The organism is Geomonas sp. (assembly GCF_056994735.1).
Window position 1 is genome coordinate 1 of record NZ_JBXKJL010000038.1, and the last position, 15,835, is coordinate 15,835.

Sequence of the window (15,835 nt, forward strand, 5' to 3'; positions counted from 1 at the left end):
CCTCGCCGTGAAAAACCCGGCCGAGCTCCCCTGGAAAGAGATGAACGTCGACATCGTGCTCGAGTCGACCGGCCTCTTCACCGCGCGCGACAAGGCCGCCATGCACCTGACCGCGGGCGCCAAGAAGGTGATCATCTCCGCGCCGGCGACCGACCCCGACCTGACCATCGTCATGGGCGTCAACGACAAGGAGTACGACAAGACTAAGCACCACATCGTCTCCAACGCTTCCTGCACCACCAACTGCCTGGCGCCGGTCGCCAAGGTCCTGCAGGACAGCTTCGGCATCGAGAAGGGCCTCGTCACCACGGTTCACTCCTACACCAACGACCAGAACATCCTCGACCTCCCGCACAAGGACCTGCGCCGCGCCAGGGCCGCCGCCCTCTCCATGATCCCGACCACCACCGGCGCCGCCAAGGCGGTATCGCTGGTGCTCCCGGCGCTGAAAGGGAAGCTCGACGGCATGGCGATCCGCGTCCCGACCCCGAACGTCTCGGTCGTCGACCTCGTCGCCACCCTCTCCAAGGAGACCACCGCCGAAGAGGTCAACAACCTCCTCAAGGCCGCCGCTGACGGTCCACTCAAAGGGATCCTCGGCTTCAGCAACGAGCCGCTGGTCTCCATCGACTTCAACGGCAATCCGCTCTCCTCCATCGTCGACGCACCCTCCACCAAGGTTCTCGACGGCAACATGGTGAAGGTGATCTCCTGGTACGACAACGAGGCCGGCTTCTCGAACCGCGTTGTCAGCCTGATGAAGATACTCCTCTAGGGAACGCGATCCTGGCAGAAAGAACGGGGGGAGAGGTCACTCTCCCCCATCTTTTTGCCCTTTTCCGTCCGGACAATGTGAAAGCTTCCCGGAGGATGCACCTGGCGGGCAGCGACGGGAGGTGCACCGACCGGAGAGTCCCTCTCCGCGCGGGAGAGGGTCAGGGTGAGGGCGCCCGTTGACAGGGACAAAGTCTCCCCGCACGTCCCCCCACCCCTCGCGGGAGGGGGACAGGGAGTGGGGGAAGCCGGCAGCTCTGCTGTCACATCCCTCCACGCCTGTTTCACAAGCCGATCCCCCCGTTATCGAATTTCAGCGCCCCGTGGCGCAAACGAACTCGGAATATTAGGAGGTTGACATGTCAATTCGTTACATCGACGAGATAGAGAACCTTGAGGGTAAGAAGGTCTTCATGCGAGTGGACTTCAACGTCCCCCTCGATGACGACCAGAACATCACCGAGGACACCCGCATCCGTGCCGTGCTCCCCACCATCAACTACGCGCTGGACCAGAAGGCCAAGATCATCCTGGCCTCCCACCTCGGCCGTCCCAAGGGGGAGCGCAAGGAGAAGTACTCCATGACCCCGGCGGCCAAGAGGCTCTCCAGGCTTCTCGGCAAGGAGGTCAAGCTCGCTCCCGACTGCATCGGGGACGCGACCCGCGCCCTCATCGACGCCATGCAGCCAGGCGACGTGGTCATGCTGGAGAACGTGCGCTTCTACCAGGGCGAGGAGAAAAACGACCCCGATTTCGCCAAGGCCCTGGTCAACGGCTGCGAGATCTACGTCAACGACGCCTTCGCCGTTTCCCACCGCGCCCATGCCTCGGTCGAAGCCATCACCAACTTCTTCCCCGTGGTCGCCGCCGGCTTCCTGATGAAGAACGAGATGAACTACTTCGACAAGGCCATGCAGAACCCGATCAGGCCCCTGGTCGCCATCCTGGGGGGCGCCAAGGTTTCCGGCAAGATCGAAGTCCTGGAGAACCTCTGCGACAAGGTCGACAAGATCATCATCGGCGGCGGGATGGCCTTCACCTTCCTCAAGGGGATGGGTTACAACGTCGGCAAATCCCTGGTCGAGGAGAACCTGATCGAGACCGCCATGAAGACCATGGAGAAGGCGCGCGCCAAAGGGGTCAAGTTCTACCTCCCGGTCGACTGCGTGGTGGCCGACCAGTTCAACGCCGCCGCCGAGAACAAGGTCACCCCGATCCAGGAGATCCCTGAAGGCTGGATGGCCCTTGACATCGGACCCGCTACCGTCACCCTCTTCACCGAGGCGCTGCAGAACGCCAAGACCATCGTCTGGAACGGCCCGATGGGCGTCTTCGAGATGGACGCCTTCTCCCGCGGCACCTTCGCCATGGTCACCGCCGTGGCAAACTCCTACGCCCTCACCATCGTCGGCGGCGGTGACACCGACGTCGCCGTGCACCGCGCCGGCGAGTACGCGAAGATCAGCTACATCTCCACCGGTGGCGGCGCATTCCTCGAGCTCCTCGAAGGGAAGAAGCTCCCGGGGATCCAGGTGCTCGAAGAAAAAGGGACCAGATAGATATACCCGTAGGAGCGGCACCGCGCCGCGCATCCTGCCGGAGCTCGCCTCACAGGCTTATTCGGGAAAGCGGCTTCGGCAGGGCCTGTAATATCAACCCAATTCTGCTGTTGTTCGCGGCAGGGATGCCGCTCCTACAGAAACATAAAATGCAATTTCGGAGGAATACATGCGCAAGCCGGTGATCGCTGGAAACTGGAAGCTCTTTAAGACGAAGAACGAGGCATTGGCACTGATCGAGGAACTGGCGCCGCTGGTCCAGGGGGTAAGCAACGTGGAGATCGTGGTCGCCCCCGTCTTCACCGTCCTCCCTACCCTGCTCACCGCCGTTTCCGGAACCCCCATCTCGCTGGCGGGCCAGGACTGTTTCTGGGAGGAGGAGGGCGCCTACACCGGCGAGGTCTCCCCCCGGATGCTGCTGGACGCCGGCGCAAGCCACGTCATCATAGGCCATTCCGAGCGCAGGCAGTACTTCGGCGAAACCGAGGCCACGGTCAACAAGAAGATCAAGGCGGCTCTCAGGGGCGCCCTGGTCCCGATCGTATGCATAGGAGAGACCCTCGAGGCCCGCGAGGCGGGTGATACCTTCAAGGTGCTGGAGACCCAGCTCAAGGGGGGGCTCGAAGGGCTGAGCGACACCCAGTTCGCCCCGATCATCATCGCCTACGAACCGGTCTGGGCCATCGGCACCGGGAAGACCGCCACCGACGACCAGGCCCAGGAGGCGCACGCCTTCATCCGCGGCGTGCTGGCCCAGCTCTACGGTAAGTCCGTGGCCGACAAGACCAGGATACTCTATGGCGGCTCCGTCAAGCCGGAGAACATCAAGGGCCTCATGTCCCGCCCCGACATCGACGGTGCCCTGGTGGGCGGGGCCAGCCTGAAAGGCGCCTCATTTGCATCCATTGTGCACTTGGGTGAATAAAAACTAGTCTTTTTGCATTAGATGTGCTAGATAGTCTTTTTGAAATTCGTGGGAGGTAACTGCTTTAATGACAATTTTACTGGTAACCCTGCACATCATCGTCTGCTTCGCCCTGATCATCGTGGTTCTGCTTCAGTCCGGCAAGGGGGCAGAGATGGGTGCCTCTTTTGGCGCCAGCGGCAGCCAATCCGTTTTCGGCGCGGGGGGCGGCAACACCTTCATGAGCAAGGTGACCACCAGCGCAGCCATTATTTTCATGCTGACCTCACTCTCCCTGGCCTTCGTTTCCGGCAAGGGTGGCGGCTCCTCGATCATGGCCTCCAAGGCGGCCCGCAAGGCCAAGCCGGCCCCGATGGGCGGCATGCCGCTTCAGCAGGCCCCCGGCGCGCCTGCAGGAGCACCTGCAAACCAGCCGGCAGCACCGGCCGCAGCACCGGGAGCACCCGCGGCACCCGCGGCACCGGCCTTCCCGGCGCAGAAAAAGTAAGTTTTCGGGTTGACTTCTCGGCCCACTAATGATAGAAAGCTGAGTCTCGATGCCGAAGTGGTGGAATTGGTAGACACACCATCTTGAGGGGGTGGCGGGCGACAGCCTGTACGAGTTCGAGTCTCGTCTTCGGCACCATCGAAATCATCAACAGGGCCCATGGGCAACCATGGGCCCTGCCTTTCCCGGCAGCAACCAGTCCGATAAAAAACTCTGTCTTACCCTTGACTTGCAGACAGAGAAATGCTAAAAGAATGTTCTTCATGCCGAAGTGGTGGAATTGGTAGACACACCATCTTGAGGGGGTGGCGGGCGACAGCCTGTACGAGTTCGAGTCTCGTCTTCGGCACCATCAGAATCACAAAGCGTCCATGCTCAAAGCTGGACGCTTTTTTCTTTGCCAGTCCCCCTCCCCTGTCACAGTCACGACCCGACACCGCACTGCCACAAGGTAAGCTCCTCACTGTTCCTGAGATCCTCGACGCCCCGCTCGACACAGCACCTTTCCTGTCACAACTACATCAGGCGAGTTTGACAAGTCATTCCCGTCACATATAATTTCCCTACACACTTTTATGACACGCAGACGGGAGGGAATATGAGTAACGCACAGGAAGCACTCAAGACTGCCATCCAGACGGAAAAGAACGCCATGAACTTCTATCAGCTCGGGGCCAGGCAGATGAAGAACCAGGAAGCGAAAAGGATGTTCGAGCAACTGGCCAAGGAAGAGAAGGATCATGCCCTTCATTTCTACAAGGCGTACCTCGGAAACGAACTCGGCTCCTTCGAAGATTTCATGGCCACCCCTCCGGAATATGAATCTGCCTGGATCACCTCTATCCAGAATGTGATCTGCTCCGATTTCACCGAAGGCAAGGCCCTCGAGGTGGCGATGGAGAAGGAGAGCAACCTCGAGAAGACACTGCTGGAGACGGCGGCAAGAATAAGCGATCCATCGATCAGGCAAGTCTTCGAAAAGAACGCCCAGGAAACACACAACCACTACCTCACCATTGAATCAGAGTACTCGCGGATAATGGCAATGGTCGACGAGTCCGACATGGACACCTTCGTAAGAGAATAGCGAGAGGTCGATCAAAGAGAAAGTCCTGACAGATCGGAGGTAATGGCTCCCGCACATTCTTCGACGCTCTTTTAATTACAGTTGAGGCATTTTTTTCTTGCATGCGAAGGGCTCCGATGGTATAAGAAGGAACTCGCAGGCCGAAGTGGCGGAATTGGTAGACGCGCTAGATTCAGGTTCTAGTACTCGAAAGGGTGTGCTGGTTCGATTCCAGTCTTCGGCACCAAAAGATCAAGGGGTTACGGTTTTTCCGTAACCCCTTTTCTTGTTGGATCAGACACTGAAGCTGCAAGCCGTAGTGGCAGTGATGGTTGGGGTGTTCGCGGCCCCCCACATGAGGCGGAGTTTAGAGCGGCCCCACCCATTTGCTGGCGGGTTCCTCCCGAGGAGATTGCCGGGGTAGCGGTCATGCTGGCCTGCAACGGCTACATCACCGGGCAAACGATCAACATAAGTGGCGGACGCCACCCGGGCCGGCGACAGCGGGGCCCTCGAAGGACTCAACAGATCCGCGGCAACTGCTCTCCCGACAGCATCTCCACCGCCCGCATCCCGCCGACGGAAGTCGTCATCTGCACGCGACCGCCGCCCGCGGCGGTAACCTCTCCTACGATCGCGGCATCTCCTCCGTAGGGATGCCGCCGCATCCGCGCCAGCAAGGATTGCGCAGCCTCCGGCGCGACAATCGCCAAAAGTTTCCCCTCGTTCGCCACGTACAGCGGATCGAGCCCAAGCACCGCGCAGACCCCTTTTACCGGAGCCTTGAGTGGGAGGGCGTCCTCGTCGAGCGTCAGCGTCACCTCCGATTGCAGCGCAATCTCTTTGAGAGTAGTGGCGACCCCGCCGCGGGTCGGATCGCGCAGCACATGGATCGCTTCGCCCGCCTCTTCCAACATCTCAGCCACCAGGGTGTTGAGCGGTGCGCTGTCGCTCAGGATGTCCGCGTCCAGCCCGAGCCCCTCCCGCTGCGCCATCACCGCAATGCCGTGATCGCCGATGGTGCCGCTCACAATGATCTTGTCGCCCACTTGAGCGTCGGCGCCGGTTATCCTGAGGCAATGGCTGAAGATCCCGATGCCGGAGGTGTTTATGAAGATCTTGTCCGCCTTGCCACGCGGCACGACCTTGGTGTCCCCCGCCACAATGGAGACGCCGGCCTGGTCGGCAGCGGTCCGCATCGAGAGGAGAATCTCCTTGAGCTCGTTTCGGCTGAACCCTTCTTCCAGGATCAGCCCGACGCTGATGGCCAAAGGCTGCGCGCCGACCATCGCCAGGTCGTTGACCGTTCCGTTTATGGCGAGATCGCCGATGTTGCCGCCCGGGAAAAAGATCGGATCGACGACGTAGGAGTCGGTGGTGAATGCGAGCCGATCGCCGTTTCGGCTCAACACGGCGGCGTCGTTTTGGCCCGCCACCGAAATTCCGGAAAGGGTTGGGATTATCAGGTCATCGAGCAGCTGGTGGGAAAGCTTTCCGCCGCTGCCGTGACCGAGCAGTATGAGATCCTTGTCCAAGGTAGGCTCCTTTAGGTCCCCGCCCCTCTCCATCGTGGACTCTGCCGGGTCTCCGGCCTTACACGAAGAGCGGGCTGTTCGAGTCCCTCCCCCCTCCCCTCCGCCTTCAAGGGGGGGCTGGGGCGGGATCGGGTTCCGGTTACATGATCTGGCCGTATTTGTAGGCCGCGGCGCAGCTCCCCTCGGACGACACCATGCAGGCGCCGACCGGTGATTCGGGGGTGCACACCCTTCCGAAAAGGGGGCAATCGCAGGGGGCGACCTTCCCTTTCAGGACTTCGCCGCACTGGCACCCCTTCGGTTCCCTCGGCTCTTCAACCTGGACCGGAATTGCCTTGGTCGCATCGAAGTGGGCATATTTCGCGGCTATCTCCAGACCGCTTTCGGGAATGAGGCCTATGCCGCGCCAGGTCGCATCGACCGGGGTGAACACGTCCCTCAGCACAGCCTGCGCCTTCACGTTCCCTTCCCGGGTGACGAACCGGCTGTACTGTATCTCCACTTCGCTGCGCCCTTCGACTATCTGCCGGACCAGCATTTCCACCCCGTGCATCACGTCTGCCGGCTCGAACCCGGTCGCCACGCAGGGGACGCCCTGCCCTTCGGCGAGAAAGCGGTAGGCGTCGGCGCCGATGATGGCGCTCACGTGGGCGGGGCAGATATAGCCGTCGATGCCGAGCTCGGGATCCGACGACAGAACCTGCATCGGAACGGGGATGGTCTTGTGTGCGGTGAGGACGAAGTAGTTTTCCACTCCGCGCGCAGCTGCGGTGATGATGCTCCCGGCGATGGTCGGGGCGGTGGTCTCGAAACCGACGCCGAGGAACACCACCTTTTTGTCGGGATGCCTCGCCGCGAGATTCACGGCATCGAGCGGCGAGTACACGATCCTGATGTCGGCTCCCTTGGCGCGCTCGTGCATCAGGCTCGAGGTGGAACCCGGGACGCGCAGCATGTCGCCGAAGGTGGTCACGATCGTCTCGGGGAGGCGCGCACAGGCGATGGCGTGATCCACGTACCCAACCGGCGTCACGCAGACAGGACAGCCGGGGCCGGAGATCAGCCTTACCTGCGGAGGGAGGAGGCTGCGAATCCCGTACTGGTAGATCGACATCGTGTGGGTGCCGCAGACTTCCATGAAGGTCATGGTCCCGGAACGCCCGGCAGTCAGTTCCTTTATCCTGGCGGCAAGCCCCTTCACGATCTCTTTGCTGCGGAATTGCCCGAGATCGATCATAAGGATCCCTCGCCGAGCTTGAGGCAGTCCCTCATCAGCGCTATGGTTTCCCGTGCCTCATCTTCATCCAGCTTCCCGATGGCGAAGCCGGCATGGATCAGGACGTAGTCCCCCACGCTGACTTGGTCGCTAAGCATCATGAGACTCGCTTCCCGTTTGACGCCGTCGACTTCCGCGATGGCCGTTTCGTTATCTATGCTCAACACCTTCATAGGGACCGCTAAACACATGAAAATCTCCTTCCCGCTATTATGGCCTGACCTAAGGCGATCCCTCCGTCGCTGGGAGGGGCCAGGCGCTGTGTGAAAACCTGAAAATCATCGTCGACGAGGAGGGCGCAGACACCCTCGCTCAACAACCTGTTCTGGAAGACGCCGCCCGACAAGGCGACCCGGTCTATACCGGTTTCCTTGCGGATCTGGCCGCAGATCTGCGCTGTAACCGCCGCAAGGGTGTTATGAAAACAAAGGGCGATCTCCGCGGTCGATCTGCCGGAAGCCAGGTCGCCTACGATGGCGCGGACCATGGGGCCGAAATCGGAGACGAATTTACCGTCGGAGGCGACTATGTCGTAGGGATATGCGCCGTCACAGCTCCCCGACTCCGCCAGGGCCTCCAGTTCGATGGCCGCCTGACCTTCGTAAGAGACCCTTCCCCGCAGACCGATCAGGGCGGCAATGGCGTCGAACAGTCTGCCGCAACTGGAAGTAAGGGGGGAATTGATCCTCCGCTCCAGCATCTTCAGAAAGAGCCTCCGCTCATCAACCGGGACCTGCGCGACGCAGGATAGCGGGAGATCGAAGATCCGGTCGCCGAACAGCGGATAGAGGTAGGAGAGCGCCATCCGGTACGGTTCCTTCACCGCGGCATCTCCGCCTGGAAGCGGCAGCGCTGCGAAGTGCCCCTTTCTCTCGAATCCCTGATAACCACCGACCAGGAACTCCCCGCCCCAGATGGTCCCGTCCGGGCCGTATCCGGTCCCGTCGAAAACCACCCCGATCGTCTCCCCCTCCAGCCCGTTTTCCGCCATGCAGGAGGCGAGGTGGGCATGATGGTGCTGCACCCCGATCTTCGGCAGGCGAGCCACGGCGAGGGCGTAGCTGGTGGATTGATAATCCGGGTGCAGGTCGTAGGCCACGACTTCGGGCTCTATTTTCAGGACCCGCTCCATGTGGTCCACCGTCGTCTCCAAGGAGCGCAGGGTGGCGGCGTTCTTCAGGTCGCCTATGTGCTGGCTGAGGAAGGCCTTTTTACCCTTGGCGAGGCAGACCACCCCCTTCAGCTCGGCCCCGACGGCGAGAACGTTGTGCCGGATCTCGGGAAGCTTGATGACCCGCGGCGCGTACCCCCTCGACCGGCGCAGGAAGATCGGGTTCCCCCGGAAGACCCGGATGACGGAGTCGTCGGTGCGGGTATGGATTTCACGGTTGTGGGTCAGGAAGAAGTCGGCCAGCCCGCCGAGGCGCTGCATGGCTTCCTGGTCCAGGTAGGAAATGGGCTCGTCGGAGAGGTTGCCGCTGGTCATGACCAGGGCCGCGAAATTCCCCCGGAGGAGCAGGTGGTGCAGCGGGGTGTAGGGGAGCATGACGCCGAAGTAACCGTTGCCGGGAGCCACCAGCGGGGCGATGCGGTTCCCTTTCCTCTTGCGGAGCAGCACGATCGGGCGTTCCGGCCCGCTGAGAAGCTTCTTTTCTGTTTCGTCGAATACGGCATACCCGGCGACGGCGTCGAGATCCTGCGACATGAGTGCGAAAGGTTTCTCGTCGCGTTTCTTCCGTCTTCTCAGTTCCAGCACGGCCTGATCATTCCCGGCGTCGCAAGCGAGGTGATACCCCCCCAGCCCCTTCACGGCGAGGATCCGTCCTTCCTTGAGGAGACGGATCGCGGCATCGAGAGGTTCCTCGTCCACCTTCTCTCCGACGCAATCGAAAAGCGTGAGCCTCGGTCCGCACACGGGGCAGGCATTGGGCTGGGCGTGAAACCTGCGGTGGGCAGGGTCCTCGTACTCAGCGCGGCAGTCGTCGCACATCGGGAATTCGGCCATGGTGGTGAGTGCCCGGTCGTAGGGAACGCCTTTGATGATGGTGTAACGCGGGCCGCAATTGGTGCAGTTGATGAAGGGATAGCGGAAACGGCGGTCGCGGGGATCGAACAGCTCGGCCAGGCAGTCGGGGCAGACATCGCAGTCCGGCGCGATCTGCACCTCGCTGCCGGCAGCGCCGCTCCTTTTTATGACGAAGCTCTCCTCCGCAACCGGCGTCGCCTCTTCGACGCGCAAGGAGCTGATAACTGCCAGCGGCGGAGCCTGTTCGGGGATGGAAGCTTGGAACCCCGCTACGTCCTGCGGCGCCCCCTGGACCTCCAGGACCACGCCTGAGGCGGTGTTCATCACCCAGCCGGTCAGACGGAAACCGTTTGCCAGACGGTATATGAAGGGGCGGAATCCGACCCCCTGGACGATCCCCTCTATGTCGATTTTGATCCTGTTAATGGTCTGACACTCCCCCTATTTCCGCACCCCCGCGGCAAGCCATGCATACCACGCGTCCATCCCTTCCCCGGTCCTGCTTGACACGTCGAAGATACGGATTTCGGGATTGACCCGGCGGGCGAACGCCTTGCACTTCTCGACGTCGAAGTCGAGGTAGGGAAGGAGATCGACCTTGTTGAGGAGCATGATGTCGGCGTTGTGGAACATGCTGGGATACTTGAGAGGCTTGTCTTCCCCCTCGGTTACGCTCAGGACCACGACCTTGTGATGCTCGCCCAGGTCGAAGGAGGCCGGGCAGACGAGGTTTCCGACGTTCTCTATCATCAGGATGTCGAGACTGTCCAGGTCGAAGGTCTCGACGGCATGGCGGACCATGTGCGCATCGAGGTGACACCCGGCGCCGGTGTTGACCTGCTTCACCGGCACGCCGGTCGAGGCGATCCGCATGGCATCGTTATCGGTCTGCTGGTCACCTTCGACCACGCTGAAATTGTGCCTTCCGCTCAGGTCGCGCAGGGTCCTTTCCAGGATCGTGGTCTTGCCCGAGCCGGGGGAACTGACGAGGTTCAGCACGAAAACCCCCCTGTCCTCGAACATGGCGCGGTTGGCGGCTGCCAGCCGGTTGTTCTTGCCGAGGATGTCGCTTTCGATGCTCACCTTTCTCGCAGCGCCCCCATGGTGCCCATGCTCACGGCTTTCCCCATGCCCGTGCCCGTGCCCATGCCCGTGTCCATGTCCATGTCCATGTCCATGTTCATGTTCATGTTCATGTCCATGTTCATGTTCATGTTCGTGCCCATGACCGTCTTCGTGGCTGTGGTGATGACTGTGTTTAAGGGAGCGCTCGCCATGGGCATGACGGTGATGATGGTCGTGTTCATGGTCATGATGGTGATTTTCTTCGGGACCGCACCCGCACGTTACGCACATATCTTATGCTACCTCCAGTTCTTTTACTCTCAGCTCCTCGCCGGCAAGGATCTCGACCTGGTACCCGCTGCAGGCGGGACATGGTTCATGGTATGACTTGACGACGAATTCGGCGCCGCATTCCCGGCACCGGCCCAGGCCGGCTGTCCTCTCGATAACCAGCCGCGCCCCCTCGAGCAGCGTCCCCGCGGTCACCGCCTCGAAGCAGAACTCCACGGACTCCGGAACGACGTTGCTGAGTTCGCCTATCTCCAGCACCACTGAGAGGACCGGCCTTCCGGCCGCGTTGCTCTCGCATATCTCCACGATACTTTGGGTGATTGACATCTCGTGCACTGAAACACCGCCTAAAGGGATGGGGAAACCTACGATCCGATCGCGATCTGCTGCCATTTTGCCTCATCATGAGGCGAAATATCAAGCCGGACTCTGGCACGGAAGTATGACTCCATGTCGCGACTCTACTGTTCCTCGGAGGGGAGCCCTGGTTCTGGTCCTGCTGGCGATCATCAAGGTTTCAGGCCGCTTTGCCCCTGTGCAGCGATTGCCGGTACGCCTCCAGAGCGTCCGGGAAGGGGCCGAGCGCACGCTCGAAAATACCGAGGGAATAGGCGATGGCGAGGCCATAGTTGGTGATCGGCACCCCCGCCCCGCGGCAGCGCATCATGCGGGAGAGCATCTCGCGCCGGTTCCACATGCAGGCTCCGCAGTGGACCACCAGCCGATATTCACCCAGATCCGGGGGGAAATCGTGTCCCTGTATATGCGTGAATTCCAGCTTCCCCCCGACGTACTGGGTCAGCCAGCGCGGTATCTTGACCCGGCCGATGTCCTCTCCGATCGGGTGATGGGCGCACGATTCGCATACCAGCACCCGGTCCCCCGGGCGCAGCGTCTCGATGGCGACGGCGCCGCGGACGAACTCCGCCAGATCCCCCTTGCTGCGGGCGAAGAGGATGGAGAAGGAGGTCATCGGCACCTGGCGGGGCGTATCGGCGGCGACCTTGAGGAAAGCCTGGGAGTCGGTAACCACCAGGGCGGGGGGACGGTTCAGCAGGCTGAGCGCCTCGCGCAACTCCCGCTCCTTGACGACCAGGCAAAAGGCGTCGCCGTCCAAGAGGTCGCGGATCGCCTGGACCTGGGGGAGAATGAGCCTCCCCTTGGGGGCCTCGGTGTCGATCGGCACCACCAGCACGGCAGCCTCGCCCGGCGGGACCAGGTCGCCCACGAGGGCCGGCGCGTTCATGAAGTCGTCCGGGACCACGCGGATCAGCTCTTCCCGAAGCTCGAGCACGCCCTCTCCGCGAGCGGCCGCCGCGAGGATGCAGGGGATGCGATCTTTTGCCAAACGTGCCAGGTGCGCGGGGTCGGGGGCGCCGAGGTCGACCTTGTTGAAGACCGCGACGGCGGGGATGGCACGTCCCCGCAGCTCCGCCAGGATGGCCTCCTCGAAATCCCCCCAGTCCCCGGCCTGCGCGACGATCACTCCCACGTCGGTCCGGTCGAAGACCTGGCGCGTCTTGAGGATGCGCAGTTCCCCGAGCGCCCCGACGTCGTCTATGCCGGCCGTGTCGATGAAAAGGACCGGGCCGACCGGGAGGAGTTCCATCGGTTTCTCCACCGGATCGGTGGTGGTCCCCGCCACGTCGGAGACGATGGAGACCGTCTGCCGGGTCAGGGCGTTCAAAAGCGACGATTTGCCGACGTTTCTCCGGCCGAACAGGCCGATATGGAGGCGGCTCCCCTTGGGCGTTGCACTTTTCATTTCCCTTCCTTTTCGGGTCGACCGACCCCCTGTCGGGGCGCCACCAGGCGCGTTCAGCGGCTTCATCGCGGCCAAGGGAGCTCCTGCATGATCAGATTCCGACTCTCCTGAGATCGTGCCTCAGTCAGACTTTTCCTGCTCAGGCCCTGGGCGCTTCACCCTCTCCGGCGACCCGAGCCGCATCACGCTCTCAGGCGAGACCATTTCGTCGAACCGCTCCCCGCTAAGCACCCCCCGCCCGATCACGGTTTCCCGGATCGACCGCCCCGACTCCCCGGCGCTGCGGGCGATCTCCTGGGCGCTCTGGTAGCCGATCTCGTCCACCAGTGCGGTAAGGGTGGCGGTGGACCCCTCCACATGGCGCCGGCAGCGCTCCTCGTTCGCCTGGAGGCCGGCCACGCAGTGGCGGCGCAGGATCGAGCAGGCGTTGGCGAGCAGCCCCAGGCTCCCCAGCAGGCAATCGGCGATCAGCGGCAGGAAGGCGTTCAGCTCCAGGTTCCCCATGGCCGCGGCCAGGGCGATGGTCTGGTCGTTGGCCATCACCGTCAGGGCCGCTTGCGAGACCGCCTCCGGGATGACCGGGTTGATCTTGTCGGGCATGATGGAGGAGCCGGCCTGGCGCGGGGGGAGGCGGATTTCTCCGATGCCGGCATCGGGGCCGGAGGAGAGAAAGCGCAGGTCCGAGGAGATCTTCAGCAGGTTGCTGGCCAGCGCCTTCAGGATGCCGCTCACCTCGACGAAGAGATCGGCGTTCTGGGTCGCCTCGACCAGGTTTTCCGCCCTGGCCAGCCCCATTCCGGTGATGGCGCGCAGTTCCTCCACCACGCGGAAGATGTACCGGCGCGGCGCGGCGAGCCCGGTGCCGACCGCCGTCCCCCCCAGGTTCACCACCCGCAGCCTCTCCTCGCACTTGTAGATGCGCCAGCGGTCGCGGCTGAACGCCTCGGCGTAGGCCGCCATCTCCCGCCCCAGGGTCACCAGCACGGCGTCCTGGAGCTGGGTCCGGCCCACCTTCACCACGTGGGCGAATTCCTTCTCCTTGAGCTGCATCTCCTCCTGGAGGGCGACCACCTCCCGCTCCAGCAGGCGCAGCAGCTGTATGGCGGCCACCTTCAGGGCGGTGGGATAGGTGTCGTTGGTGGACTGGTGCAGGTTCAGGTCCTCCAGCGGGTGGATGGCCGCGTACTCCCCGAGCGGCCGGCCCAGGATCTGGAGGGCGCGGTTGGCGAGCACCTCGTTGACGTTCATGTTGGTCGAGGTGCCGGCCCCCCCCTGCAGGGCGTCGACCCGGATGTGGCGGTCGAGTTCGCCCGCCATCATCTCCCGGCAGGCCGCCTCGATCGCGCAGGCCCCGGCTTCGTCCCAGCGGCCCAGCTCATGGTTGGTGCGGGCGCAGGCGAGTTTCACCGCTCCGAAGGCATGGATCAGGGCCGGATGGACCGGCCGGTTCGCCAGCGGGAAGTTCTCCAGCGCCCGGTCGGTATGCACCCCGTAGAGGGCGTCGGCCGGTATCTCCCGTTCGCCCAGGAGGTCTTTCTCTATGCGGTAGTCGGTCATGGTACCTTGCCTAAAAGTTGAGATCCCTCGCCCCCTGCTCCCTGATCCGGCACAGCCGCTCGACGACCTTTTCCCTGATCGTGCCGTCGCCAATCCCCGCCATCTCCGCCGCGATCAGCCTTTCCCCCGCTTCCCGCGTCTGCGGGGAGGCGTAGTCGCACAGGTACTCCTGAAGCGTCAGCAGGGCGTTGGGGGTGCACAGCTCCTTGATGAAGCCGGGTATGCTGAACTCCATGAAGTGTTCGCCGGTACGCCCCATACGGTAGCATGAGGTGCAGAAACTCGGCACGTAGTCATCGGCCATCAGCTCGCGCATCACCTCGTCGAGCGAGCGGACGTCTCCGAGCACGAACTGCTCCCGCTCCATCACCTGGCTGTCCCCCGCCTCGGTGTAGCCGCCGATCTCCACCCTGCTGCCGGCGTCGATCTGCGAGACGCCGAACGACATGGCCTCGCGGCGCAGCTGCGCGTTCTCCCGGGCGGTGAGGATCAGGCCCGTGTAGGGAACCGCCAGCCGCAGGATGGCGATCACCCTCTTGAAGTCGTGGTCGCTCACCAGGAAGCGCTGGTCCAGCCGCACCCCGGAGGCGGGGCGCAGGCGCGGAAAGCTTATGGTGTGGGGGCCGACGTCGTAGCGCTCCTGGAGGTGGAGGGCGTGGGAGACCAGACCCAGCACCTCGAAGCGCCAGTCGTGCAGCCCGAAGAGGACGCCGAGCCCGACGTCGTCGCACCCCGCCTCCATGGCCCGGCTCAGGCCGTCCAGGCGGTACAGGTAGTCCCCCTTGCGGGTATTACGGGGGTGGATGCGGGTGTAGGTGTCGTGGTGGTAGGTCTCGTGGAAGATCTGGTAGGTCCCGATCCCCGCCTCCTTGACCACGGCGTACCCTTCGCGGTCCAGGGGGGCTGCATTGATGTTCACCCGCCTGATCTCGCCGTTGCCGAGCTTGGTCCCGTACACGGTGCGCACGCTGGAGGCGATGAACTCCGGGTCGTAGGAGTGGTGCTCGCCGAAAACCAGGATCAGGCGCTTGTGCCCCTTGGACTCCAGGGCCTCCACCTGCCCGCGGATCTCCTCTCTGGTCAGGGTGCGCCGGACGGCGTCGGCGTTGCTCCTCTTGAAACCGCAGTAGCTGCAGTCGTTGACGCACTTGTTGCCGATGTAGAGGGGGGCGAAGAGCACGATCCGGTTGCCGTAGACCCGCTTTTTCAGCTCACGTGCCGCCTCGAAGATCTCCTCCACCAGCTCCGGCTGGTCGGCACGCAGCAGCACGGCCGTCTCCACCAGGCTCAGGGCCTCTTTGGCAAGGCTCTTCGCGATGACCTCCCGGACCCGGACCGCATCGGGGCGTTTGCCTCCGATGAGCCTGGTCAGGTGCGCCTCGTCGATGAAATCTATCACTCCTTCGCTAAGTTTTAATGCGGGCATACCCATTGTGCACCTCGAATGCTGTCGCCGCGGCTTCCGCCGACTCGTTTTCCTCCCCGGGGGGAGGCCAATTCCCTCAAGAT

General features: G+C 62.8%; 15 protein-coding genes and 3 tRNA genes. 8 read left to right on the top strand and 10 right to left on the bottom strand.

Annotated elements, in window-relative coordinates:
• From gap to AC11W3_RS01865, 8 genes are all read left to right on the top strand, one after another.
• Positions 1–775 (top strand): type I glyceraldehyde-3-phosphate dehydrogenase (gene gap / locus AC11W3_RS01830; protein ID WP_484092396.1); only part of this gene is annotated, 775 nt, incomplete at its 5' end.
• Between the two features lie 358 nt (positions 776–1,133).
• Complete coding sequence (pgk, locus tag AC11W3_RS01835) at positions 1,134–2,333, top strand: phosphoglycerate kinase (protein ID WP_484092397.1); 1,200 nt, start codon at positions 1,134–1,136, stop codon at positions 2,331–2,333.
• A 169-nt stretch (positions 2,334–2,502) separates the two neighbouring features.
• Complete coding sequence (gene tpiA / locus AC11W3_RS01840; RefSeq protein WP_484091775.1) at positions 2,503–3,258, top strand: triose-phosphate isomerase; 756 nt, start codon at positions 2,503–2,505, stop codon at positions 3,256–3,258.
• Between the two features lie 67 nt (positions 3,259–3,325).
• Entirely contained in the window at positions 3,326–3,745 is a 420-nt protein-coding gene (secG, locus tag AC11W3_RS01845) for a preprotein translocase subunit SecG (protein WP_484091776.1), read from the top strand.
• 51 nt (positions 3,746–3,796) lie between these two features.
• Positions 3,797–3,883, top strand: a tRNA-Leu gene (locus AC11W3_RS01850).
• A gap of 127 nt (positions 3,884–4,010) precedes the next feature.
• A tRNA-Leu gene (locus tag AC11W3_RS01855) sits at positions 4,011–4,097 on the top strand.
• Positions 4,098–4,343: 246 nt separating this feature from the next.
• Positions 4,344–4,832 (top strand): ferritin-like domain-containing protein, encoded by a 489-nt coding sequence (locus tag AC11W3_RS01860; RefSeq protein WP_484091777.1) that lies wholly within the window; start codon positions 4,344–4,346, stop codon positions 4,830–4,832.
• Between the two features lie 139 nt (positions 4,833–4,971).
• Positions 4,972–5,058 (top strand) — tRNA-Leu (locus AC11W3_RS01865).
• 274 nt (positions 5,059–5,332) lie between these two features.
• On the opposite strand, the gene hypE is transcribed toward AC11W3_RS01865, so the two are convergent.
• The 10 genes from hypE to hydG form a co-directional block, all read right to left on the bottom strand.
• Entirely contained in the window at positions 5,333–6,346 is a 1,014-nt protein-coding gene (gene hypE, locus AC11W3_RS01870) for a hydrogenase expression/formation protein HypE (RefSeq protein WP_484091778.1), read from the bottom strand.
• 139 nt (positions 6,347–6,485) lie between these two features.
• The gene (hypD, locus tag AC11W3_RS01875) at positions 6,486–7,583 is read right to left on the bottom strand and encodes a hydrogenase formation protein HypD (protein ID WP_484091779.1); all 1,098 of its coding nucleotides are present in this window, start codon (positions 7,581–7,583) and stop codon (positions 6,486–6,488) included.
• Entirely contained in the window at positions 7,580–7,813 is a 234-nt protein-coding gene (locus AC11W3_RS01880; RefSeq protein ID WP_484091780.1) for a HypC/HybG/HupF family hydrogenase formation chaperone, read from the bottom strand. The genes hypD and AC11W3_RS01880 overlap by 4 nt, the downstream gene beginning before the upstream one ends.
• Entirely contained in the window at positions 7,804–10,074 is a 2,271-nt protein-coding gene (gene hypF, locus AC11W3_RS01885) for a carbamoyltransferase HypF (RefSeq protein WP_484092401.1), read from the bottom strand. Before hypF ends, AC11W3_RS01880 begins: the two co-directional genes overlap by 10 nt.
• Before the next feature lie 15 nt (positions 10,075–10,089).
• Positions 10,090–10,731, bottom strand: coding sequence for a hydrogenase nickel incorporation protein HypB (hypB, locus tag AC11W3_RS01890; RefSeq protein ID WP_484091781.1), 642 nt, complete (start codon positions 10,729–10,731; stop codon positions 10,090–10,092).
• Positions 10,728–10,961: a hypothetical protein gene (locus AC11W3_RS01895; RefSeq protein ID WP_484091782.1), complete on the bottom strand. Its 234-nt coding sequence runs from the start codon at positions 10,959–10,961 to the stop codon at positions 10,728–10,730. The genes hypB and AC11W3_RS01895 overlap by 4 nt, the downstream gene beginning before the upstream one ends.
• Positions 10,962–11,007: 46 nt before the next feature.
• Complete coding sequence (gene hypA, locus AC11W3_RS01900; RefSeq protein WP_484091783.1) at positions 11,008–11,340, bottom strand: hydrogenase maturation nickel metallochaperone HypA; 333 nt, start codon at positions 11,338–11,340, stop codon at positions 11,008–11,010.
• Positions 11,341–11,521: 181 nt separating this feature from the next.
• A complete protein-coding gene (gene hydF / locus AC11W3_RS01905) occupies positions 11,522–12,769 on the bottom strand; it encodes a [FeFe] hydrogenase H-cluster maturation GTPase HydF (RefSeq protein WP_484091784.1) in 1,248 nt (415 codons plus the stop codon).
• Positions 12,770–12,889: 120 nt separating this feature from the next.
• On the bottom strand, positions 12,890–14,326 hold the full coding sequence (locus tag AC11W3_RS01910; protein ID WP_484091785.1) for an aspartate ammonia-lyase: 1,437 nt from the start codon (positions 14,324–14,326) through the stop codon (positions 12,890–12,892).
• A gap of 10 nt (positions 14,327–14,336) precedes the next feature.
• Positions 14,337–15,752, bottom strand: coding sequence for a [FeFe] hydrogenase H-cluster radical SAM maturase HydG (gene hydG / locus AC11W3_RS01915; RefSeq protein ID WP_484092398.1), 1,416 nt, complete (start codon positions 15,750–15,752; stop codon positions 14,337–14,339).
• Between the last annotated feature and the right edge of the window lie 83 nt (positions 15,753–15,835).

Bases quoted from the DNA above. Each gene is read 5' to 3' on its own strand.
- AC11W3_RS01910 (WP_484091785.1), bottom strand. From the start codon at position 14,326: ATGACCGACTACCGCATAGAGAAAGACCTCCTGGGCGAACGGGAGATA.
- tpiA (WP_484091775.1), top strand. From the start codon at position 2,503: ATGCGCAAGCCGGTGATCGCTGGAAACTGGAAGCTCTTTAAGACGAAG.
- AC11W3_RS01895 (WP_484091782.1), bottom strand. From the start codon at position 10,961: ATGACCATGAACACGACCATCATCACCGTCATGCCCATGGCGAGCGCT.
- AC11W3_RS01880 (WP_484091780.1), bottom strand. From the start codon at position 7,813: ATGTGTTTAGCGGTCCCTATGAAGGTGTTGAGCATAGATAACGAAACG.
- hypD (WP_484091779.1), bottom strand. From the start codon at position 7,583: ATGATCGATCTCGGGCAATTCCGCAGCAAAGAGATCGTGAAGGGGCTT.
- AC11W3_RS01860 (WP_484091777.1), top strand. From the start codon at position 4,344: ATGAGTAACGCACAGGAAGCACTCAAGACTGCCATCCAGACGGAAAAG.
- pgk (WP_484092397.1), top strand. From the start codon at position 1,134: ATGTCAATTCGTTACATCGACGAGATAGAGAACCTTGAGGGTAAGAAG.
- hydF (WP_484091784.1), bottom strand. From the start codon at position 12,769: ATGAAAAGTGCAACGCCCAAGGGGAGCCGCCTCCATATCGGCCTGTTC.
- secG (WP_484091776.1), top strand. From the start codon at position 3,326: ATGACAATTTTACTGGTAACCCTGCACATCATCGTCTGCTTCGCCCTG.
- hydG (WP_484092398.1), bottom strand. From the start codon at position 15,752: ATGCCCGCATTAAAACTTAGCGAAGGAGTGATAGATTTCATCGACGAG.